Source organism: Poriferisphaera corsica (assembly GCF_007747445.1).
Taxonomy (GTDB): Bacteria; Planctomycetota; Phycisphaerae; order Phycisphaerales; family Phycisphaeraceae; genus Poriferisphaera; species Poriferisphaera corsica.
Genome location: NZ_CP036425.1, coordinates 1,759,863 through 1,783,139, shown reverse-complemented (window position 1 = coordinate 1,783,139; position 23,277 = coordinate 1,759,863). Strand labels below are relative to the sequence as shown.

Genomic DNA, 23,277 nt, shown 5'->3' with positions numbered 1-23,277 from the left:
TTGATTTGATGTGAAGTCTTATCATACCAAGTAACCCATTATTTATGATGAGGGACGCCTTACTCGTATTTAATATCATCCAGGTAGAAGGTTATTGGGGCGCCTTGCCCGGCAAGAACCCAGTAGAATCCGGTCTTGATGCGCGAGAGGTCTTTACCTGTGAGATCGGTTGAATATTGCATCCATTGATCCGTGAGTGTGTATTCTGATTCGAAAGAGGCGGTGTCATGATATGTTTTATCCATACCGAGGAGGCCGAAGCCGAACTTGATTTTTTCACCACCTTTGGCACCTCGTGCATACCATGTCAGTTTTTTAGCGCCGGTCAGGCTATAGCCGCCGGGCTTGTCTCCCCAGTCGTTGTACGGGTGCTGCCATACCACACCAGCCCATTGCCCTGGGTCGTTGTATTTGATTTCAATGCAAGTGGCGCCAGAATTTTGATTTTGGTTTGAAGCTTCATTCATTTGGACTTGTGAATGATTGCCCATATAGCCAGATGGTTGGTATGGCATGTCGGGTTGCGTGTCCGTGTAGATACGGAAAGGAATGGGTGCTGGCTGAGTCTCATTCATTGCTTGCTGGACTCTGACAAAGATCGGGATATTGCCAACAGCACCGTTACCTTTATTGTCACGGACATAGGCGAAGAGGCGGTATGGGCCTTGTTTTTCAGGCATTTTGATGCGAACACTTTTATCAGTTGAGGTTTCAATGACGTCGTTGAATGCGGTGTTGCGTTCTTCAGCGTCACCACCCCAGCCGGTTTTGCCGTCGGCAGCTCTGAGTATCCACTGAATATCAAGTGGGTCGTTATCTGGATCAATTGCATTGAGTTCAGCAGAGATGTAATCGTTAGGCTCAACGATATGGTCGCTGGTGATTTTGAGTTCAATGATTTCGGGGCAAGCGTTGGTAGGAGGCTTGCCTGTCCAAAGTTTGGTCATGGTGTCGACGGCAGCAAGACGTGTGCCATCGGGGAGGAACATGCCATACCACGTTGCAGTTGTTTCTTGTTTTTGCCCCCAGAGAAAAGCATATGAGCCAAGAGTAGTCTCTGGGTGATTGAGGACGGCGTTTGTGTAACCCTCACGATAGAACTTTGTTTTTTCGGTGCTTGTAGGTTCAAGTGGAGCGCCCCATTTAGTTTTGGGTGACTCCCAGTGGCCGAGCGGGCCGTGTTCGGTGACAACGACAGGACGGGCGCCACCGGCTTGCTTGTAACGATCGAGTGCATTGTAGACACCGCCGTAGGTGTTGATGCCGATGATGTCGATGTCAGGGCAGAACTTGTTGAGTGATTTTACTTTGGAAGCTTCGCTCCCAAGCTCGGCAATAACAGTCATGGTGGGATGATTGGGGTCAAGCTGCTTGACCAACTTGGCAACATCGTTGACGGCTTTGAACACAATAGGGTTGCTACCATCACCTTCCATTTCATTGCCAACACCCCACATGAGAAGAGCGGGATGGTCTTTGAATTGTTGGACGGCTTGTCGTACTTCATCCAGTTGTTTTTTGATTTGACTTGGATCGCTGTAATTGAAGCCATGTCGTTCATGACCAAGCCATAGGCCAAGGGTCACAGTGATATTATTAGCGAGCGCATCATCGAGGATAGCCTGGGTTTTATCGCTTATGCCCCATGTGCGGATAGAGTTTCCACCAGCCTGTTTGAGTTTATCGAGGTATTGATAGCCGCCTGCCCCGTTGATACGGTATGGCTGATTGTTGTGGATGAGAACCCACGAGTCGTTCTGTTTGCGAATCAACGTTTCACTGGGCTTGGCCATGAGCGACGGGGTTATGAATATTGCGACGGCTAACACGCAAAGATAATTGATAGAATGTGTAATCACGAACGTAGGCCTTATGTTGTAATCAATCGAATGGTATAAAACTTGTTGTAATGTACTTACGATTCATCATTCATTTCTGGATAATAATCAAGACGTATATTTTTCAATACGAAATCGTTTTCCTGTACAGTTGAAGCGTGGCCATCAAGGAAGAGCATGTTGCATGCTTTTTCAGAAGCGTGCCTGAAGCGTAGATAGCCTTCGGAGCCGTAGTCGTCGGTGTTTGGGCCCATGTCTACGACGTCATCACTGTCGGTTTTGGATGAGCGGTATAGCCAATTATCGCGATTGGAAAGAGTGAGGTTGTCCCCATTAAAGACGTTATAAGCATTAGCGCGCGCGTTACCGTCCTCATAAATGCTGCCGGGGTTTGGTATTTGCGTACCATCGGCGATGATCATGATTTCTGTGGTACGACGTTGCGAATCGTAACGAACCTTATCATCTGGTATGCCCCAGCCGAGTGAAGGTAGAAGTATTGGGTGGCCGGTGTAGTGCTTGTCGCCGATATCAAGGCCGCTTGGGCATTGGAAGACGGGGTTAGATTTACCGCCGGTCTCATAAGTTGAATTACTGGAATTTATGTAACCACTGATTTCGATGGTCCAATCTGAACCATCACTATCAATCCAATACCAACCCCAAGGTAGGAAGTCATCATTTGCCATCGAGAAGGCAGCGAAGCCGATGCCCATTTGACGCTCATTGGAGAGGCACTGCATAGATAGTGCTGTTTTTCTTGCGGCTCCAAGCGCAGGAAGAAGGATGCCAATAAGGAGAGCTATGATGGAAATTACAACTAGCAGTTCAATTAGTGTAAAGGCGTGTTTAGATCTAGCCATGATATGTCTCACTGTAAGAGAGGACTTTGTTTTTGATAAATATGAATAAACTTTGTTAGAATCTGTCTGCACACGATTATGCGAACAGACAGTGTTGTAAAACTCGTGTATATCGTTATATAGATTGCTAATGCTGTTTTCGTTGTAGAAGTACGAGGCTGGCTAGTCCGAGTAGAGCAATTGAGGCAGGCTCTGGTACAACCTGTTCAAGGACCGCATCATCGAAAAAGATTGCCCCACCTGCAACTGGATCTAACTGCACATGTACAAGGACGATTTGAGCCGAAACGGTATCGACTGGAGCAAGGGCATCAACGGTCAGCATTGTCCATGTATCCAGAGGCGAAGTTGACTCTACTTTGTCGCTTTCAACAGCTGCAATAACATTGTTTGCGGCATCAAAGAATTCGATTTTGATCAACGCAAAATTATTTTCTGTCAACGCATCGATACTGGAATTGAGTGCCATTGTGCTAGCGTGCCATTGCTGACCTTCCGAGGCTGCAAAGCCGCCTTGGGTCACGCCTGAACCGCCACCATCGAACCAAGGGCCATAAAGCTTTAACGATTTTTCGTCTGTATTCGATAAGGCTTTTGAAGTAAAAGTGAAGTTAAACGAACCCCATCCTGATGCTCCGGCCACATCATCGACACCGTCTGGAATTGTATCCGCTTCAAAACCGGAATTAGTGAGCAAATTCGCTGCATTTGCATTCACTGTCATTAATCCGAATGATGCAATAATGCCTAATAGAGTCCCTGCGGATCGTATCTTGTGTGATGTCATTGCCATGGTGTAATCTCTCCTTGTCCTGTTTTTTATATTGTGTTGAAAATGCTATAGATAAAAATATTGAAGTGAATGATTGCCAGCGGAACGACATAGCTGCAATTGACATTTTGACTGACTGCGGCGTAGGTTGAAATGATGGGTAGGCCGCGAATACCAATATATAAGTAGTCTCCTTGTTAAGAGGCAAGCGAATGTCATATTGATGATTCGAGAGATACTGCTTTAAGTGTTCATCTCGGTAACTGCACATGTGGATTCGTGAATTTCGAACCAGCTGGTCAGTGCAGCATGAATAGATTCGTTGATTGTTTTCTCTGAATTTGATGATTCAATACGGTCGTGAAGAACGGTAAAGGCGTCACGGCCGATTTTGATTGCATCCTGGCAAACGGATGTCACTTCCGGAAAGACTGTATAGCGTGATTCGGAATCGTCGAAGCCGACAACAGAAAGATCTTTGGGTATGTCGACGTTCATACGGCGAGCTTGAGAGAGAGCCCCGATCGTTGTCATGGGATCGGTTATGAAAACAGCCGTTGGACGTTGAGGCATGGTCATGATGCGTTTAATGAGTTGCTCGCCGCCATCACGCCTTGCCGGTGCGCGAAGGACGAGCTTGGGATCGAAATCAATGTTGTTGATTTCAAGAGCTGTTTTGTAGGCTTCGTAACGATCAACGTGATCGGAGTCATCGACGACATTGAGACAAATTGCGATGCGTTGATGACCGAGGCCGATGAGATATTCGATAGCTTCGAGAGATGAGCTACGCGAGTCGCTGTAGATATAACTGGTGTTTGGGTTGTCTGATCTGGCACCGACCATAACGCAAGGAAAACCTTCATTGGCGATGGTATCGCCAATGGAGAGGGTGTCTTGCGTGGTGCGAAGAACGACACCTTTGATGCCTTTCCGCATAAACATTTGCGAGAATGTTTCTTTGGGCAATCGAGCGCGGCGTGCATCAAGGACCATGAGATCGTAGCTGTATTCCTCCATGCCGAGAGCCATACCACGCATAAGAGCGGCATCGAATGGCGAACCGAGTGTCAGTTCACCGGTATACATAAAGGCGATATTGGTGGTGGATTTGCGGCCAACGGAGGGGACATAACGGGATTCATTTGCGGCTGCGAGGACGCGTTCACGTACTTCATTTGAGACGCGTGGGTGGTTATTAAGCACACGCGAGACAGTGGTGATTGAGACACCGGCTTTTTTAGCGATTGATCTGACTGTACTCATCCGTTTCCCGTTCAAAACTGTTGATGAAACTGTTTCACCCATGTATCATACAAGGGCGTTCTTGAGTGTCAAGACTTTTTTACGTGTGAAATGTGAACTGTGCATCGGAGCATAACTCGTTTTGTGGCAAAGTATATTGAACGATACGAGTTGTGTTAATTATGCAGTTGAATCACATTTTTCTTAAAAATTAGTTGCTCAAATATTGAGGTAGGACACTTGAAAGCCAGATAGAACGACTTCTGCATGATGGTTGTAAAGGCGGATAAAACTAATTACTTGTTTTGTCATGATTAGTATTTTGACTATTAATTAGAATGCGAAGGGACAGAAACTATGGTTGATAAGGAAGGGAATGTTGTGATGCGTGATACGAAGCTAGCAGAGAATTTGATTGGTGGCGAAGGGTTTGTGACGGCCTACGGGGAAGAGATGTACCGAATTGCAGATTTTGATCGGATGGACCCGTTCCTAATGAATGTGGTGAGTGCGAGTGATTTTTGGGTGTATGTATCGAGTAGCGGTGCATTGACGGCGGGTCGGACGAAACCTGAACATTGCTTATTTCCGTATGAGACGGATAACAACTTACATGCAGCGGGGCATCGTACGGGCCCGATGACGGTGCTGCGTGTGGGTGGTGAGGTTTGGCGGCCGTTCTTTGATTTTACGAGTGAGGATGTGAAACGAAATTTGTATAAGAGTGTGTTGGGTAATGTGGTGGTGTTTGAAGAGTTCAATGAGAGGTTGGGTTTGCGTTTTGCTTACAAGTGGTGCGCAACAGAAAAATTGGGATTGATACGGACGAGTTACCTTGAGAATACGACAGCGGTGCGGGTAAAGGTCGATGTACTAGATGGGGTGACAAATTTGTTGCCTGCGGGCATGGATGGGCTTGGGATGCTGCAAACAACAAGTTGCTTGATGAACGCGTATATCCAGACTGAACTGATTAATGCGGATAGTTTGTGTGTTGTTGCGCTAACGTCGAAGATTTCTGACACAACTGAACCTGCTGAATCGTTTCATGCGAATACGTTCTGGCAATGGGGGCTAAAGGATGCGAAGTATTTGTTATCACAAAAACAGATGAGGGTGTTTTTTGAGAAAGGTGCAGAGGAGATCAAAGAAGAGCATCTATTAAGGGGTGAGCGGAGTTCGTATTTTGCGGCAGCGGAGGTACAAATCGAAGCAGAAAGTGAGCAGGTATGGCACATGGTGATGGATGCGCATCAAACACAGAATAATGTGGTAGCGACAAAAGTAATGCTACAAAACAAGGGAGATTTAGATCGTGCTATCAGGCGGGCATGTGATGATGCAACAGAAGCATTGCGTCGAAACCTTGCGAGGACTGATGCACAGCAATGGACGGCTGACCAAGCGGCATGTGCGCATCATGTTGGGAACGTGCTGTTCAATAATATGCGTGGTGGGGTGTATGACGACACGCGATATGCGCCTAAGCATGATTTGATGAGCTTTGTATCGATGCGAAATAAGGCTGCGGCTCATAAGTTCACAAAGATCTTGCTTGATTCAGAGACAAGGGTTGATTTGCATGAACTGAAAAGGCGGGCATTTGAATCGGGTGATGTAGATGTGATTCGTTTAACTTTTGAATATTTACCGATCACATTTGGGCGGAGGCATGGTGACCCATCACGGCCTTGGAATCACTTTGAAATAAATTTGAAAGACGATGAACAGAATGATGTGTTGGATTATCAGGGAAATTGGCGAGATATCTTTCAGAATTGGGAAGCGTTATCAGTTAGTTACCCGGGATTTATCACCCATATTGTTGCGAAGTTTTTAAATGCATCGACAACTGATGGAAATAATCCGTATCGTATTTCAAGAGAGGGGATTGACTGGGAGGTGCCGGAGGAGGGAACGGCGTGGGCGAACTATGGGTATTGGGGTGATCATCAAATTATATATCTGCTAAAGCTGCTGGAGTTGTCGGAGTCGTACCATGCGGGTGAGTTGAGGCTGCTATTAAATGAACGGTTATTCTCATTTGCAAATGTTCCATATCGATTGAGAGGTTTTGAGGCAATAGCGGATAATCCTCGTATTACGATAGATTTTGATCGTGAACTTAATGACTCGATTGCTAAAAAGGTTGAAGCCTTGGGGTCTGATGCTCGCTTGGTTATGGATGAAACAGATCAGGTTGTGCATGTCACGATGATGGAGAAGTTGCTGATCGCGATGCTGGCAAAGGTATCAAATTTGGTTCCTGGTGGAGGGATATGGATGAATACGCAACGGCCTGAATGGAATGATGCGAATAATGCGTTAGCGGGGTATGGGGTTTCAATAGTAACGTTATGTTACTTGAGAAGGTACTGCGCGTTTATAAAGCAGTTGCTAGAAGGAGATGAAAGGGAGAGCTACGATGTCACATCAAGTGTGGTGGTGTGGGCGCGTGGCATAGGTGACGCATTGCGAGCACATTGTGAAATCGGCAAGGGAGCTGACGATCCAGCAGCGCGCTGGGAGTATATGTCTCGGGCAGGGCGAATGTATGAGACATACCGTAAATCTGCCTACACTGAAAATTCCGAGGGATTTGAAGAAATTAGTAATAAAGAAATTCTATCGGTACTAGATAATACACTTGAATGTTTAGATCAGACACTTGAAACGAGTATGCGATCTGACTATCTATTCGATAGTTATAACGTTGTGAAAATTGAAGCAAACAGTGCTGAGATTGAGAAGCTAACTTTAATGTTAGAGGGCCAAGTGGCGGTGCTTAGTTCAGGGTATCTAGACGCACCGAATGCACTTCGCTTATTGAAACGTTTACGACAAAGTGATCTTTACAGATCCGATCAGCATAGTTACATCTTGTATCCCTTCCGAGATATCGCGGGGTATTTGCTTCGAAATCGACTTGATAAAACGGTGATTGAAAACAATGAACTACTAAAACAATGCTTATCTGATGGGGATACGGGATTGGTGGCACGAGATGAAGAAGGAAACCTGCGGTATAGCGCTGAATTACGAGATACAACGAGCTTGAAAATGGCGATGGATAAGCTGCGTGAGGTGGCGGAATATGATGAGCTTGTTGACGCATGCTACGAACAGACGATTAAACAATTCGAAACGGAATTCAATCATCACAGTTTCACTGGACGATCAGGAACGATGTATGCATATGAGGGACTAGGGAGTATTTATTGGCACATGGTTAGTAAGCTGCTACTCGCGGTGCAGGAAGTATATGTGGAAGCATATGAGATGGATGTGGATAGTGAGATTGTTGATGCTCTGCGCGAAGCGTACTACGACATACGCGAAGGACTTGGTTTTAATAAAACGGCAGAATCCTATGGCGCATTTCCATCGGACCCATACTCGCATACGCCTTGGGAAAGGGGCGCACAACAACCGGGGATGACAGGTCAAGTTAAAGAAGAAATACTGACACGATATAAGGAATTGGGTTTGTTTGTTGAGGATGGCTGTGTGGTATTTAGGCCGCATTTACTGCGTGAACAAGAGTATTTTGGGGCAGATCAACGTATCACATATTTAGATGTGAATGGTGAGGAAAAACGGATGACGTTGCCGCCGTATTCGCTGGGGTATACGTTCTGTCAGGTGCCGATTTTGTATAAGCAATCGACAACTGGGGAACCGCATGTACTGGTGAATCGTAAGGATGGTGCGATTGAATCGATTGAGAGTTTAAAGTTAGATAAAAAAACAAGCCGAGCTATATTTGACCGTACAGGTGAGGTTGAGATGCTGGAGGTTTGTCTTGTGCCACGGTATGTGTGAAAGATAAACATGAACTAATCGAGCATTAGTTTATTGATAGATATATTAGCCGCATGGAGCAGTTCATTGAGCAAATCTATGCGGTTTTTTAGTGTAAGATAGAATTGGGGTGCGGTAAACTGATAGGTCTGACGAAGGTATTCGAGTGAGAGCGGTGTGCGGATTTGACATACATGTCGAATTGGGATGGCGAGGCCGTGGTTTTTAGTGATGAAATAGTCGTAGACCGACTGATAGTTACCGGGAATGGCGGCATCGGCAATATCTGCAATTTGCTTAGCTGTGCCTTCTATTGAGTTATCAAGCAGAATTGCACCAGCGATTGCTTTTACAGGAACAGTAACGTAGATGAAGGCAAGTGTTGGGTGTCGACGGAAACGACGGCGAAATTCATAAGATTTTTGTCCTGAAAGAACCATCTGCCATGCGTTTGGATGAAGGCTGAGGACAATACAATCATCGGGCGTGATGCGATTAACTGATGGTGTTTCGGAAAATAGGGGGAGGCTTTGACACATGACTAGATGTGATCATACCCGTGGATCGATGAAGTGTGAACTGAAAGATTAAGGCGTAAGATACCAGAGATCGTTGGGTGGCCATTGTCCGTTGTGAAAATTGAAGCTGTAGTACCAAAATTGATAGCGACGGTAGGCAAGAAAAACGAGAACGAAGGCGGTGGCGGCGATAACCCATTGGATCGGTTTTGGGAGTGCGATGAAACGGCGTCGGAAGATGAGCAGGCAGGTGACCCAAAGGGGCATACCGAACCAGAAGAGGTGAGAAGCGATCATGGTGAGGCTTTGAAAAATTGTGAATGGCGGGAGCTGCCACTGGCCGTTGTACCATTGGATGCCGTAATGGACGGCATGACGGATGGCAAGACGCTGCCAAAGGATAAGAGATTGGGGAAGGATGGTCGCAAGTGTGATGAGTGTAAGCAAATATGGAAGCAGCTTTTCACGAGGGGAATTGATGAGCGATTGAAAGGTGAAGGGGGAGCCACACTCGGCGCATAGGCCAGTGGTGTTGGTGCGGAGGTTGTAATTGCACTTGGGGCATGGAACGTCGGTGTGTTCGAGGAGCTGGGTCAGATTGTCCAATTCTGTTTCGTTGATTTGCGGGTCGCTCATAGTGATGAGTGTAATTGATTAAGCGCGGTTGACAATGGGCCAAAGAAAAGACTGCAGGAAGTCTACAGTCTTTGGTGTTTTCTAGATTGTTTGCAGCGGCTGATTAGAGGCCGAGTGCTGCGTGCATGGTCGAGCCTAGGTCGGCTGGGGATTCTGCAATGAAGCAGCCTGCAGCACGGAGTGCGGCGATCTTGGAATCTGCGGTGCCTTCACCACCTGAGATAATCGCGCCAGCGTGGCCCATGCGACGGCCCGGAGGAGCTGTGCGGCCAGCGATGAATGCGGTAACAGGTTTGTGTACGTGGTTCTTGATGAACTCTGCAGCTTTCTCCTCGTCCGTGCCACCGATTTCACCAATCATGACGATACCGTCGGTTTCAGGGTCGGCGTTGAACATGATGAGACTGTCGATGAAGTTCATGCCGCGAACGGGGTCACCGCCGATGCCGACGCATGTGGTCTGACCGATGCCGAGGTTGGAGGTTTGCCAGACAGCTTCGTAGGTGAGCGTGCCGGAGCGTGAGATGATGCCGACGGAGCGTTTGGCTTCAGCTTCCTGTGGGGCCTTGTGGATGTAACCGGGCATAATGCCGATTTTGCACTGACCGGGTGTGATGACACCGGGACAGTTGGGGCCGATGAGGCGGAGTGATCGGAAACGAGGTTGATCGAGTACGCGGCGAACACGCATCATGTCGGAAACAGGGATGCCTTCGGTGACACAGACGACGAGTTCGATGCCTGCGTCTGCGGCTTCGAGGATCGCATCAGCAGCGAAGGCAGGTGGTACAAAGATCATGGTCGCGCTGGCGCCAGTAGCTTGTACGGCTTCATGACAGGTATTGAAAATAGGCAGACCATTAACGTCGTTGGTACCGCCTTTATTGGGCGTGACACCACCCACCATGTTGGTACCGTATTCGAGGCAGCCTTTGGTGTGGAAAGCGCCGGCGGAGCCGGTAATGCCTTGACAGATAACGCGTGTATTTTTGTCGACTAAGATGCTCATGATTTAAGAGTCACTTTGTGTAAGTTGGTTCACAAAATGGTTTGTATTAGCCCTGCAGCGGGTGTTGACGTTAGGTCAAGTCGTCCGGCAGAGCGGGCGGCTTAGTGTTTTATCGGCTGGTGCGGTGTTGCACTTGTGTGAGATTATGCCGAGGGGCTGAGGGAGGGTGTGGCAATGAGGGGGAGGTGTGGGATGAGGATTGCGTGAAATAAAAACTCCTCCCGAGATCATTCAGGAGGAGTATGGGTTTTTAGTTATGGTTTCTTGCCGAACTCGACGGTGATGTTGGAGCGGATGCCGCCGCGTCCTTTCCACTGGGTTTCGACTTGGAGCCAGACAGGTGACATAGCGTCGTTCAGGTCTTTGGCAATTTTGTTGGTCACGGCTTCGTAGTAGATGCCTTCGTTTCTGAAATCCTGATAGTAGAGCTTTAGAGATTTGAGTTCGACACAGGTTTTATCGGGGATGTATCGGAGGATAATGGTTCCGAAGTCGGGGTGGCCTGTGACGGGGCAGACGGAGGTGAACTCTTCGTTAATATGTTCAATGACGAAGGGGTGAGCGGAACCGTCTGTTCCATTGGGGTTGTCGAAGAAATCGAGGATTTTTGTATCAGCCATGAGCGTATGATAGTGGTGAGTGTGAGTGGGGGGCAAATATGGGGTCTAAACTGGTGTTGGTCGGTGGATTATGCAGGTTTGTTGGGTATTTGTCGGGGCTCGAAGGCGGAGAGCGAAAGTATCGACTCGGTGAGCTGAACGCGAAGAGAGAATGGATGGTGAAAAAGTGGGCGCGGACTCCTAAGAGGGCAGTTTCTGGTATCCTGTTGAGACTATGAGTGAGCAGAAAATCACAGAAGAAGACGTAAGGCATGTGGCGAAATTAAGCCGCTTGCGCTTGAACGATGATGAGATCCATCATTTCACGGAACAGCTAGAAGCAGTGCTGGGATATATCAGCAAACTGAATGAGCTGGACGTTGAGGGTGTGGAGCCGATGGCTCACGCGATGGACATGAGCAATGTCCTGCGTGAAGACATTGAAGTGGACGGTATCTCGACGAAGGATGCTTTAAAGAATGCACCTGCAAGTGATGATGCGTACTTCGAGGTCCCCAAGGTTTTGGGTGAAGGCTCCGGGGCTTAATTTTAGAAGTGTGAATTAAAAATCATACGCGTGACATAATGCGGCTTTTATTTATTCGCAGCATGTCTCGAGTTGAAGCTATACATGGAATTGAATGGCAATGGATATTACCAAGACGACGTTAAGTGAGGTGCGGGAAGCGGTAACAGGGAAAGAGGTGTCGGCTGTCGAAATGACGCAGGCGTATCTGGATCGCATCGCCAAGTATGACGGCAAGATCAACGCGTACCGTGAGACTTACGATGAGCGAGCTCTTGAACGTGCGAAACTGGTGGATGAAGGCAAAATCGAAGGGCCATTAGCTGGCGTACCGATCGCAATCAAAGATTTGATGTGTACGGAGTACGGCAAGACGTGCTGCTCATCAAAAATGCTTGCAAAATTCGAAGCATTTTACAACAGCACCGCTGTGAAACGTCTTGAAGACGCGGGTGCGATCGTCTTGGGTAAAACAAACATGGATGAATTTGCCATGGGTTCATCAACCGAGACTTGTGCGTTCGGTGCGACAAAGAATCCATGGGATACAGATTATGTTCCGGGCGGCTCATCTGGCGGCGCGGCTGCGGCAATGGCTGCGGACTTCTGTGCGGGTTCATTGGGCAGTGATACGGGCGGCTCGATCAGGCAACCTGCTTCTTTATGTGGTGTCACAGGATTGAAGCCGACCTATGGTCGTGTGTCACGTTGGGGCTTGGTTGCGTTTGCATCAAGCTTGGATCAGATCGGTCCTTTCGGCCACAGTGTGAAAGACTGCGCAACGCTACTGAAATATATGGGTGGTCATGACGAACTGGATTCAACCAGTGCCAACATCGCGATTCCCGAAGATTTGGATGATGTTGATACGAAGCCCAAAAAATTACGCATTGGTATTGCCAAACAATACATGAGCGATGAAGCGAATGATCCAGCGGTTGCATCTGCATTGGTCAAAGCTATCGAGATTTACAAAGCTGCTGGAGCCGAGATTGTTGAAGTCGACCTGCCCCACACCGAGTATGGCATCCCTGTGTACTACATCGTGGCGACAGCCGAGGCATCCTCGAACTTAGCTCGCTATGACGGTGTGCATTATGGCCATCGGACGCAGACGCCGGACGATCTAGTGGACTTGTATGCGAGAAGCCGTGCTGAGGGTTTTGGCGATGAAGTGAAACGCCGCATTATGCTCGGCACCTATGCACTGAGCAGCGGTTACTACGACGCTTATTACAATCGTTCGTTAAAGGTTCGCCGCTTGATCAGCAACGACTTCAAGACTGCGTTTGAATCGTGCGACGCAATCCTCTGCCCGACGACAACAGGGCCAGCATTTAAACTTGGTGAGAAGAAAGATGATCCGCTGTCGATGTACTTAAACGATATATACACCGTCACAGCAAACCTCGCCGGCATCCCTGGCATCAGCATGCCGGCGGGTACAGCAGAGGTTGACGGCAAGCAGATGCCGATCGGAATGCAACTACTTGGGCCTGCGTTTGAAGAAACGAGCCTGCTTCGCATCGCAAGAATCTACGAAGCGGCAACCGATTACAATCTTGAACGTCCGAAAATGTAAACACAAGACAAAGCAAAAGCTGGTAATGCAATTTACCAGCTTTTTTAATACGGAAAAACGAGATTAGGGTCGATCATCAGGCCGATGGTGTTTATGATCGCGGGTGGAGAAAATGCGTGCAGTACGGATGAAGCTGCACATACCCTGAATGCAGTGAGTGAGAATTTAGCATGTCAGAGAAGCAGAAGCTTTTTATTGGTATCGATCTTGGCGGAACAAATATCGGTGCGGGTGTCGTCACACCCGAAGGCGGGATTCTTTCGCGAGATAAAATAAAAACCAAAGCCGAAGGTGGTAGCGATACTGTCATTGAACGCATCGCCAAAATCATGGATCGAGTTTGCGATCAAGCTGGCGTTACGCATGATGAAGTCCAAGCCGTCGGCATCGGCGCACCTGGTGCGATTGATGTTAAAAAAGGGAGCGTCATCGTCGCCCCCAATCTCCGATGGAATAACTTCCCCTTAGCGGATTCGCTCTCAAAGCACACACACTGGCCTGTCACCGTTGACAATGATGTGAACGTGGGCACATGGGGCGAATTTTGTGTCGGAGGCGGTCGTCACACTGAGGACATGCTCGGCATTTTCATCGGCACAGGGATCGGCGGCGGGCTGGCGATTCACAACAAGCTTTACTACGGCCACCACATGACTGCTGGCGAAATTGGACACACACTTGTCAAAGCCGACGGCAGCTTGGGCAGACGAACACTTGAAAACTTGGCTAGCCGCACCGCGATCGCGGACATCTTGCGTAAGCTCATCGCTGCAAACCACCCCAGTGTGATCACTGAATTGACCGAAGGTAATTTAAGCAAGATCAAATCGCGCGTGATCGCAGAAGCGTTCGCACAAGGCGATCAACTCACCACGCTAGTCTTACAAGATGCAGCAAAGTATGTCGGTATTGCGATCGCAAACACCGTCACCATGCTCAGCTTGCCGCACGTTGTGGTCGGCGGCGGACTCACTGAAGCACTTGGTAAACCATGGATCAAGATGGTGAATGAACAATACAAAAAATACGTCTTCCCGCACGGCCACGATTGTAAGGTGGTTGCCAGCGAGCTTGGCGACGACGCAGGGATTATCGGAGCTGGGCTGCTCGCCTGCGAACGCCTAAGCCAAAAGTCTGAATAGTGAACGACTTATAAATCGCAAGCAGACGAATTTAATTGTGAGTTTTTATCAAAAAAAGTGCAGAAATTCGTCTGATGTTGTCGAATTCATGACTATCAACATTGCTTTCTCCCCTCCGCCCCGTTGTCGCTTCGGTGACAGCGGGGTTTGTTTTTAGGCAAAGTCATTAGTTCCGAGATTGGATTATCGGAAGTAGACCGTACGAAACGTGTTGGAGGCGAGGCGGAAGCACGATCAAAGATTCAAATCGAATAAAAAAACGCAACGGAATCAATCCGTCACGTTTATTGAATACATCAAAATATACTGATTTTAGAGGCAGGTTGCCTTGTTAATCTTGGGGGCGTTCTCAGGTGTGCCTGCCTGCGGATTGCTAAGCGGCGTGGCTGCGATCTTTTCGACATTCTCAAAGCCTTCGACAACCTTACCAAACCCCGTGTATTGGCCGTCAAGATGCTGACAGTATTCGCGGGTCAGGCAAACAAAGAACTGTGAGCCTGCCGAATCTGGATCAGCTGAGCGAGCCATGGAGAGAACGCCAGGGTGATGCTCACGATCATTGAATTCAGCCTTGATGTTCCAGCCGGGACCGCCTGTACCATCACCACGAGGGCAGCCACCCTGAATGACAAAGCCGGGGATGATGCGGTGGAAGGCAAGACCGTCATAGAAGCCTTCATTGACGAGTTTGGTCATGTTTTCAGCATGCCCAGGGGCGACATCGTCCCACAATTCGACAATAAAATCGCCTTCAGTAGTTTCGAATTTAATCTGTTTATAATCTGGCATATTCTTGCTCCTATTGCGTGTCCAACACAGTAAACACGGTTTAATTCAAATATCTGCCGCTTTTACACAAAAGAAAAGAAAAAGCGGAATCGGGCAGATAGGTTACCAGATTGGCTCTCACGCAGCGAATACAGACACAATTGCCGTACGATTGCGCGGGCCGTCATACTCACAAAAATAGATGCCCTGCCAAGTGCCCAAAATCATGCGCCCATTCTCGACGATCACCGTCTGCGAGAGACCCGTCATCGTCGCTTTGACGTGTGAAGTGGAATTCCCCTCAGCGTGCTGGTAAAACGGCTGCCGCCACGGCACCATCTCATCCAACTGCAGCAACATGTCATGCACCACATCAGGATCAGCGTTTTCATTGATCGTGATCCCAGCAGTTGTATGCGGACAGTACACAATGACATAACCATCACGTATGCCAGATGCATCAATGACGCGCTGTACTTGATGCGTAATCTCAACCATTTGGTCACGCTTATCGGTCTTGATTGCAAGATTTGTCTTATGCATATGGTTAATCATAAGGGAAAACAGATGAGATGGGGATGTTATGTCCGATATACCAATACAGAAGAGACGTTAGTGTATTGATATAACAGTATGTATTGCCTGTCTAATAAATTGAAGTTCAAGTCGTGTTGTATGAAATGTTTGGCTCATCGTATTAACTTAACAGAATCCTGCTTGCGATCGTGAATGCCTACCCGTCAGTGATGGCTTAAAACCGCAGTGTTTACGTTGATCCGAACAAAAATCAGTTAATTGATAACGCGGTTATATATACCGTAATCCGTAATGATGATTCTAATGAATGAGAGTGAGGCAGCTTGATGAAAGTAGGTGTGCCCCGTCAGCGTGAGCATGAATCACGCATATCCATTATCCCAGCAGTCGTTAAAAAATTAGTCAAACTTGGTTGCGATGTCATAGTCGAAAGTGGTGCTGGTCAATATGCGCATCATCTTGATGCGGATTACCAAGCCGCAGGCGCGACGATCATCCCGCCTGGCGATGCTTCAGAAAAACTCTGGGCTGATTGCGATATCGTCATCACCATCAATCCACCCACAACCGATCAGGCCAGCAAACTCAAAAACAATGCTATCCTTGTCGGCATGCTCAACCCCGTGGGTGAAAAGGAACTGCTTCAATCACTCTGTGATCGCAGCATTACCTCTTTCTCAATGGAATATCTCCCGCGTACCAGCCGCGCACAGTCGATGGATGTCTTATCCAGTCAAGCAAACCTTGCAGGTTACAAAGCGGTTCTCTTAGCTGCCAATGCCTGCCCGAAAATGTTCCCGATGATGATCACCGCAGCAGGCACCATCGCCCCAGCAAAAGTCTTCATCATCGGTGCTGGCGTTGCAGGCCTTCAAGCCATCGCTACCGCCAAACGTCTCGGCGCAACAGTCGAAGCTTTCGATGTCCGAGCCGCGACCAAAGAACAAATCATGTCATTAGGTGCTCGCTTCGTCGAACTCCCTACCGCAGCCCAAGACGACGCATCCACAGGCGGCTACGCCAAAGAACAAACCGATGAAGAGCGGCAAAAGCAAGCCGAACTCATGGCCAAGCACGTCACCGGCGCCGACATCGTCATCACCACAGCCGCCATCTTCGGCAAAGATCCACCCATGCTCATCGATCAAAACGTTGTCAGCGATATGAAGAACGGTTCAGTTCTCGTGGACCTTGCAGCAAGCACAGAACACAATCGTGGCAACTGCGAAATTACCAAACCCGGCGAATCTTTCAATACCGATAATGGTGTCACCATCATCGGCTACGAAAACCTTGCAGGCCTGCTCTCCAGCAATGCCTCGCAAGTCTACGCCAACAACATGTATGCTTTTTGTGAACTTTTCATCAAAGAGGGGAACATCAACCTCAACATGGAAGATGACCTCATCGCAGGCACCATGATCACACATAACGGCAACATCACCAATCAACGTGTCGCGGATGCCACCGCATAACACAAAATTCTTTCCATACTTGCAATACACCTTAAATATAAGGGTAAAATCATGCCCACATTTCTTATAAATACTGATCCAGCAACGAACGTCATCGACCCGTTCGTTGTCAGCATCATTATCTTTGTTCTCGCCATCTTTATTGGATTCGAGATCATCACCAAGGTTCCTAGCACACTACACACGCCACTCATGAGCGGCTCCAACGCCATCTCAGGCATCACTCTCGTCGGTGCCCTGCTCTGTTCGTTCAGTGACTCCTTCGGCAGCCTAGGTGTCTTTCTCGGAACACTTGCCGTCATCTTCGCCACCATCAATGTTGTCGGCGGATACATGGTCACCGATCGCATGCTCAAAATGTTCAGTAAAAAAGAAGGAGGTGACAAATGAGTTTTTTCACCTCACCCATCAACACTCTCGCAGTGCTTTCGCAGAATGATGTCGTCAACCTCATCTATCTTGCCGCTGCAGTCTTCTTCATCTACGGTCTAAAATTACTCACCTCTGTCAAAACCGCCAGACGTGGCAACTTGATCTCCGCCATCGGTATGCTCATTGCCGCCGTCGTCACACTCTTCCAAATCAACAACAATGCCGGTGAAACCAGTTTTTTTATCAGTTTCACATGGATTGCTGTCGCCCTCATCATTGGCGCTATCGTCGGCTCAACTCTCGCCATCAAAGTCCCCATGACCGGCATGCCCCAGATGGTTGCCCTCCTAAACGGCTTCGGTGGCATCGCTTCGCTTCTCGTCGCTTGTGGCGAATACGCACGCAACTACAACAACAATCTCATTCTCGATGAACCTTGGAACGCGATCCTCGCCATCGGTCTGGCAACCCTCATCGGCGGTGTCACCTTCACCGGATCCCTCATCGCTTTTGCCAAGCTGCAAGGCCTTAAAATCATCCCCGATAAACCTGTTCAATTCATTGGACAAAAAGCGATCATCGGCATCCTTCTCATCGGTTCGCTTTTCTTAGCCTTCTACATCACCGCAAACCATGAGGCATGGTCAAGCCTCATCATCATCGCGATTGCTTCACTCATCCTTGGTATTCTTCTTGTCATTGGCATTGGTGGCGCCGACATGCCCGTCGTCGTTTCACTTCTCAACAGCTACTCCGGCATTGCTGCCGCCATGGCTGGCTTCGTACTTAACAACTCCGCACTCATCATCACCGGCTCACTCGTTGGCGCCTCCGGTATCATTCTCACCAATATCATGTGCAAGGCCATGAACCGCTCACTCTTAAATGTTCTCTTTGGAGGTGTCGGCGGCGGCTCCAGTAAATCCTCTGGTGCAGGCCCACAAGGTGAAGCACGCGAGTTCACGCCAGAAGACGCCGCCATCGTCCTTGATGCCGCCAGTCAAGTCATCATCGTCCCCGGTTACGGCATGGCTGTCGCCCAAGCGCAACACGCTGTCAAAGAGTTCACCGAGGAACTCGCCAAACGCAATATCACCGTCAAGTACGCCATCCATCCCGTCGCCGGCCGCATGCCCGGGCACATGAACGTCTTGCTCGCAGAAGCAGGCGTACCTTACGAACAACTCGCTGACCTCGACCAGATCAACCCCGAATTCGAGCAAACCGACGTCGCCCTCGTCATCGGCGCGAACGACGTCACCAACCCCGCAGCACGTCACGATACCGGCTCCCCAATCTATGGCATGCCCATCCTCGATGTCGATAAAGCGCGCACAGTCTTCGTGATCAAACGTTCCATGAACCCCGGCTTCGCTGGTATCCAAAACGAGCTTTACTTCATGGAAAACACAGGCATGATCTTCGGCGACGCAAAGAAAATCATCATGTCACTCACCGAAGAGCTCATCGAAAGCTAAGCTTCGCACTGCTCAACCAACAAAAAAGGCAACATCGTTTTTGATGTTGCCTTTTCTTTTTCATATGTTTCTGTCAATATCAATGGCACCCGCATCCCCCGCCGCCGCAACATCCACCCATTCCCCCCGCTCCACCACCCGGCATCTCAGGTGCCGCGTCAGAGGATGCCATAAACAAGCTGATCTTTCGGGATGTCTTGTTCGATCCGCAATGCTCACACTCAGGCGCATCATCCGCATCCTTCATAGAACGCATCGCTTCAGTCACCTCTTCACAATCTGCACACGCATACTCATAAAACGGCATGGCTCAATCTCCCAGACCAATCTCATACTAATCAATCGTTAGTTACTCAGATTATCACGCTCGTAATCCAACTTCACCATCGTTGGCAGCAGATAGTTATTATTCCGATACAACTGCACCTGACCCGAAACCGTAAAGATCACACGATCTCCCAACTCCTGAACGATCTTCTCCATACTCTCCAGCTTCTTGCAAGGCTGCATGATCAGTGGCCGCTCTGGCTTCTCACTATCATCTGCCTCAAACACAAAAATCTGGAACCCCTCAGGTGTCCGCTTCAAACGACCGGTACGATTCACAACCATTGTCCCATCAACCAAAAGCGGCGGAAGTTCATCACCCGGAGCAACACCCAATACGGTCGGATCAATATTCACCGTCGCAGCAGGCATCACCGGCAACGCTTCCTTATTCGGTTCAACATCCGGCCTGCGTGACGGCGTAATCACCGGCGGCTTCTTACGCTTCAGCAGCAACTCACGCATCACCTCATCCGATTCCGGTACATCCGTCGCCTTCCCCGTATCCGATGTATCAATCACCGCAGGTGCTTGCCCAACCCCTGCCTCTTCATTCTCCGAATCCTGTGCCTGCGAATACAACGACGCCGACCCCAGTACAAACGCAATCGCTGCGGCAAATATCATTACAAATCTGCTAAGACCTCTCATCATCTGATCTCCAAACTCAATCAAATTTCATCATGGATCTGACTGCATCCAAACTGATCGATCACTATAACTATCACATCTCTTATATGACATTCTATTCGAAAAGGCTGCCAGAATCTTCTGCCAGCCTTTATACGTATCAATTTCATCTCAGGTTTACGGCGTTTCCTTCACCGGCAACACATCCCCATCCAGCTTCGCATCACGCAACACGCCCAGTGAATCTATCCGCTTCACACGCCAGCCCGTAAACGCCTCATAATTCAGCTTGATCGAATAAAACTGATCAAGTGTGTAGTGAGTCATCTTATACACATCCACCTCAGCCTTGATCCCACGTACCCGAACACCCTTCACGTCGTACTGCACATCCGTCTCAGGCGCATCGCCTTGCGACAAAACCACTCGTATAAATTCTGGCCTCAATGGCTCCACATCTTCAACTTCAGCCACCGCTTCTACCATCTCACCTTCAGCAATTTCACTCTCCTCGACTTCAGCCAGCACATCCATCCCTGTCACCACTTCAACAGCATCCTCTGGCTCAGCGTCAGTATCCTCGACGATACCTTCCTCTCCATTGATCATTTCTTCTTCAACCGACCCATCCACCTCCAGCTCGGTCACTTCACCCTCAGCTAGCACATCGATCTCTGGGTTGTAATCCTCAAACCGCTTGAGCACCACCTTCTCAGCACTTCGACTGAATACGTAATCGCCCAATTTTTCCTGAATCATCCAGGCGGATGCCCCACTCGTCCCCTCCGGCAATAGCAATTCAATCGGTTGCTCAGTCGTCCCCTGCTGCACCATCAGCGCATCAATTGCCGACACGATAACCTTATTAACCGTTCCCGTATTCGGATCGCTCGACGCGATACTCCCCTGCTCTGCAGGAATATTGATGTATGTGGTACAGCCCGCAAAAATCATGCAAAGGCCAGCGAGAAACGAGTATGTCATTGTGTGCTTGCTCATCCAAGATACCTCACTAACCATGAAGATTAATCTGACAGCCCCAATTGTAATTCAGCGCGTGAAAATGGGCTAGTTAGATTTCCATTGTGGATCTATCCCCCCTGTCTTCCTCCTTTCCTCCTACTCGCGCATAAAAAAACCCGATCGCCCATACGACCGGGCTAGTATTTCATTCATTTCTCAGGCCGATTACTCGACCGTCACGCTTTTCGCCAGATTTCGAGGCTTATCCACGTCATGACCACGTTCCACAGCCGCATGATACGCCAACAACTGCAGCGGCACAGACGTCAACAACGGCTGCAACGCCTCCATCACGTCCGGCACATAGAAAATACAATCCTCTGACGCATATTTGTGGATATGGGTATCCCCCTCAGTAGCGACCGCAATAATCTTCCCGCCACGCGCACGCACTTCTTCAATATTCGAAATCACTTTCTCATACTGCGTGCCTTGCGTCGCCACAAACACCACCGGCATCCCCTCATCAATGAGCGCAATCGGCCCATGCTTCATCTCCGCCGCAGGCATCCCCTCAGCATGAATATACGAGATCTCCTTCAGCTTCAATGCCCCCTCAATCGCCACAGGATAGTTATACCCGCGACCAAGGAACAGCCAATTATCTCGATCCGCCACCTGCTTCACACAGTTCTTAATATGATCTGTCTGCTTCAGTACCTTCTCAATCTGATCCGGTATTTGGCTCAACTGCTTCAGATAATGATCCACGCGTTCATTAGACATATGCTTCCGCTTGCCCAAGTACAGTGACAACAACGTCAACACCATCACCTGCCCCACAAACGCTTTCGTCGACGCCACACCAATCTCTGGCCCAACTCGCAAATAAACCCCTGCATCCGTCTCCCGGCTAATCGTCGAACCAACTGCATTCACCACGCCAATCGACAACGCGCCACGATCTTTCGCTTCAGCCAATGCCGCCAGCGTATCTGCCGTCTCGCCCGACTGACTTACCGCAACAACAATCGTATCGTCCTCGATAATCGGGTTACGATATCGAAACTCTGACGCATACTCACACCGCGCTGGCACACGCGCCAGATCTTCAAACAAATACTCACCAATCAACCCCGCATGATAAGCCGTACCCTGACCAGTCAAAATAAATCGTTTCGCACGTACCATCTGCCGTTTAAAATCTTGAATCCCACCCAAGATAATTTTGCTATCACGCAGATCCACACGACCACGCAAGCAGTCCCTCACCGCCTCCGGCTGCTCCATGATCTCCTTCAACATATAATGCGAATAACCACCCAGCTCGATCTGTTCCAGATCCATTTCAAGCTCAGTGATTTCCGGATCCACCACCACATTATCAATCGTCGTCGTTCGCAACTCGCTCGACCATGGCTCACCCGTCCCATTCTTCTCATCCACAGGCCCAGCACTTAGCTTCACAACCTGATAATCCTCCAACGCAAACACCTGCGTCGTATGCGAAACAATCGCTGAGGCATCAGACGCCACTACATATGCATGATCCGCCACACCGACAATCAACGGCGAACCTTTCCTCGCACACACCAACGTATGCGGCCAACCATCAATCATCACCGCAATTGCATACGCGCCGCTCACCTCTTGCAATGCTTTCTGCACCGCCGTCTCAAGATCATCAACATACAACTCAGCAATCAGTTTCGCCAACACTTCCGTATCGGTCTGCGAATAAAACGTATGCCCCTTCCCTTCAAGATACGTTCTAAGCGATGAATAGTTCTCGATAATCCCGTTATGCACCACCGCAACCGTATGCCCATCTTTTGTCAGACCAACATGCGGGTGTGCATTATCAACCGATGGCTCACCATGCGTCGCCCAACGTGTATGTGCAATCCCAATAAACCCCTCGTCGTACTGTGCATCTTCCTCAACCAATAACTCAAGGTTACTCACTCGACCAACTGCCCGCGTCACAGACAATTCACCCGAATTCCCTCGCACAGCAATCCCTGCCGAGTCATACCCTCGATATTCAAGACGTTTCAAACCCTCTATCAACAGCGGCGTCACCGCCCTGTTCCCTACATAAGCTACGATCCCACACATTGAGCAATTTCTCCTAAGGTTTCCTTCTCTTCGCTTCACTCACCTGTCAGCATTCCAATCTACTGCATGCTAACAAAC

The 23,277-nt window shown here is 48.8% G+C and carries 21 protein-coding genes; 7 read left to right on the top strand and 14 right to left on the bottom strand.

Annotated elements, in window-relative coordinates; translation table 11 throughout:
- Positions 1-59 precede the first annotated feature (59 nt).
- From KS4_RS07205 to KS4_RS07190, 4 genes are all read right to left on the bottom strand, one after another.
- Positions 60-1,793: a glycoside hydrolase family 2 TIM barrel-domain containing protein gene (locus KS4_RS07205; RefSeq protein WP_145076540.1), complete on the bottom strand. Its 1,734-nt coding sequence runs from the start codon at positions 1,791-1,793 to the stop codon at positions 60-62.
- Between the two features lie 122 nt (positions 1,794-1,915).
- The gene (locus KS4_RS17890; protein WP_145076538.1) at positions 1,916-2,701 is read right to left on the bottom strand and encodes a type II secretion system protein; all 786 of its coding nucleotides are present in this window, start codon (positions 2,699-2,701) and stop codon (positions 1,916-1,918) included.
- A gap of 127 nt (positions 2,702-2,828) precedes the next feature.
- Positions 2,829-3,494, bottom strand: a complete 666-nt coding sequence (locus KS4_RS07195; RefSeq protein ID WP_145076537.1) for a PEP-CTERM sorting domain-containing protein — start codon at positions 3,492-3,494, stop codon at positions 2,829-2,831.
- 222 nt (positions 3,495-3,716) lie between these two features.
- Positions 3,717-4,739, bottom strand: a complete 1,023-nt coding sequence (locus KS4_RS07190) for a LacI family DNA-binding transcriptional regulator (RefSeq protein ID WP_200761671.1) — start codon at positions 4,737-4,739, stop codon at positions 3,717-3,719.
- A 336-nt stretch (positions 4,740-5,075) separates the two neighbouring features.
- On the opposite strand from KS4_RS07190, the gene KS4_RS07185 reads away from it, so the two are divergent.
- Positions 5,076-8,540: a hypothetical protein gene (locus tag KS4_RS07185; protein WP_145076533.1), complete on the top strand. Its 3,465-nt coding sequence runs from the start codon at positions 5,076-5,078 to the stop codon at positions 8,538-8,540.
- Between the two features lie 14 nt (positions 8,541-8,554).
- On the opposite strand, the gene KS4_RS07180 is transcribed toward KS4_RS07185, so the two are convergent.
- The 4 genes from KS4_RS07180 to queF form a co-directional block, all read right to left on the bottom strand.
- Positions 8,555-9,058, bottom strand: coding sequence for a hypothetical protein (locus KS4_RS07180; RefSeq protein WP_145076531.1), 504 nt, complete (start codon positions 9,056-9,058; stop codon positions 8,555-8,557).
- 48 nt (positions 9,059-9,106) lie between these two features.
- Positions 9,107-9,673, bottom strand: a complete 567-nt coding sequence (locus KS4_RS07175; RefSeq protein ID WP_145076529.1) for a hypothetical protein — start codon at positions 9,671-9,673, stop codon at positions 9,107-9,109.
- Between the two features lie 103 nt (positions 9,674-9,776).
- Entirely contained in the window at positions 9,777-10,682 is a 906-nt protein-coding gene (gene sucD / locus KS4_RS07170; protein ID WP_145076527.1) for a succinate--CoA ligase subunit alpha, read from the bottom strand.
- A 254-nt stretch (positions 10,683-10,936) separates the two neighbouring features.
- Positions 10,937-11,302, bottom strand: a complete 366-nt coding sequence (gene queF, locus KS4_RS07165) for a preQ(1) synthase (RefSeq protein WP_145076525.1) — start codon at positions 11,300-11,302, stop codon at positions 10,937-10,939.
- A gap of 214 nt (positions 11,303-11,516) precedes the next feature.
- Here queF and gatC point away from each other — a divergent pair, with 214 nt between their 5' ends.
- The 3 genes from gatC (at position 11,517) to KS4_RS07150 (ending at position 14,531) form a co-directional block, all read left to right on the top strand.
- A complete protein-coding gene (gatC, locus tag KS4_RS07160) occupies positions 11,517-11,828 on the top strand; it encodes an Asp-tRNA(Asn)/Glu-tRNA(Gln) amidotransferase subunit GatC (protein WP_145076523.1) in 312 nt (103 codons plus the stop codon).
- 100 nt (positions 11,829-11,928) lie between these two features.
- Positions 11,929-13,389 (top strand): Asp-tRNA(Asn)/Glu-tRNA(Gln) amidotransferase subunit GatA, encoded by a 1,461-nt coding sequence (gene gatA / locus KS4_RS07155; RefSeq protein ID WP_145076521.1) that lies wholly within the window; start codon positions 11,929-11,931, stop codon positions 13,387-13,389.
- A 170-nt stretch (positions 13,390-13,559) separates the two neighbouring features.
- On the top strand, positions 13,560-14,531 hold the full coding sequence (locus KS4_RS07150) for an ROK family protein (protein WP_145076519.1): 972 nt from the start codon (positions 13,560-13,562) through the stop codon (positions 14,529-14,531).
- Between the two features lie 312 nt (positions 14,532-14,843).
- Here KS4_RS07150 and KS4_RS07145 read toward each other — a convergent pair whose 3' ends face one another.
- Positions 14,844-15,320 (bottom strand): peptidylprolyl isomerase, encoded by a 477-nt coding sequence (locus KS4_RS07145; RefSeq protein ID WP_145076517.1) that lies wholly within the window; start codon positions 15,318-15,320, stop codon positions 14,844-14,846.
- Positions 15,321-15,437: 117 nt separating this feature from the next.
- Positions 15,438-15,842: a secondary thiamine-phosphate synthase enzyme YjbQ gene (locus tag KS4_RS07140; RefSeq protein WP_200761669.1), complete on the bottom strand. Its 405-nt coding sequence runs from the start codon at positions 15,840-15,842 to the stop codon at positions 15,438-15,440.
- A 320-nt stretch (positions 15,843-16,162) separates the two neighbouring features.
- Between KS4_RS07140 and KS4_RS07135 the strand changes: the two genes are divergently transcribed.
- From KS4_RS07135 to KS4_RS07125, 3 genes are read left to right on the top strand one after another with little or no spacing between them, the layout of a single operon-like run.
- Positions 16,163-17,311 (top strand): Re/Si-specific NAD(P)(+) transhydrogenase subunit alpha, encoded by a 1,149-nt coding sequence (locus tag KS4_RS07135; RefSeq protein WP_145076513.1) that lies wholly within the window; start codon positions 16,163-16,165, stop codon positions 17,309-17,311.
- A 51-nt stretch (positions 17,312-17,362) separates the two neighbouring features.
- A complete protein-coding gene (locus KS4_RS07130) occupies positions 17,363-17,701 on the top strand; it encodes an NAD(P) transhydrogenase subunit alpha (RefSeq protein WP_145076511.1) in 339 nt (112 codons plus the stop codon).
- On the top strand, positions 17,698-19,161 hold the full coding sequence (locus tag KS4_RS07125; RefSeq protein WP_145076509.1) for an NAD(P)(+) transhydrogenase (Re/Si-specific) subunit beta: 1,464 nt from the start codon (positions 17,698-17,700) through the stop codon (positions 19,159-19,161). Before KS4_RS07130 ends, KS4_RS07125 begins: the two co-directional genes overlap by 4 nt.
- Before the next feature lie 79 nt (positions 19,162-19,240).
- Here the strand turns inward: KS4_RS07125 and KS4_RS07120 are convergent, their stop codons facing one another.
- From KS4_RS07120 to glmS, 4 genes are all read right to left on the bottom strand, one after another.
- Positions 19,241-19,468 carry an FmdB family zinc ribbon protein gene (locus KS4_RS07120; RefSeq protein WP_145076507.1) on the bottom strand — a complete coding sequence of 76 codons (228 nt, stop codon included), beginning with the start codon at positions 19,466-19,468 and terminating at the stop codon, positions 19,241-19,243.
- 38 nt (positions 19,469-19,506) lie between these two features.
- Positions 19,507-20,115 carry a hypothetical protein gene (locus KS4_RS07115; protein WP_145076505.1) on the bottom strand — a complete coding sequence of 203 codons (609 nt, stop codon included), beginning with the start codon at positions 20,113-20,115 and terminating at the stop codon, positions 19,507-19,509.
- Positions 20,116-20,295: 180 nt separating this feature from the next.
- Complete coding sequence (locus KS4_RS07110; RefSeq protein ID WP_145076503.1) at positions 20,296-21,117, bottom strand: hypothetical protein; 822 nt, start codon at positions 21,115-21,117, stop codon at positions 20,296-20,298.
- A 189-nt stretch (positions 21,118-21,306) separates the two neighbouring features.
- Positions 21,307-23,199, bottom strand: a complete 1,893-nt coding sequence (glmS, locus tag KS4_RS07105) for a glutamine--fructose-6-phosphate transaminase (isomerizing) (protein ID WP_145076501.1) — start codon at positions 23,197-23,199, stop codon at positions 21,307-21,309.
- Positions 23,200-23,277: the final 78 nt, after the last annotated feature.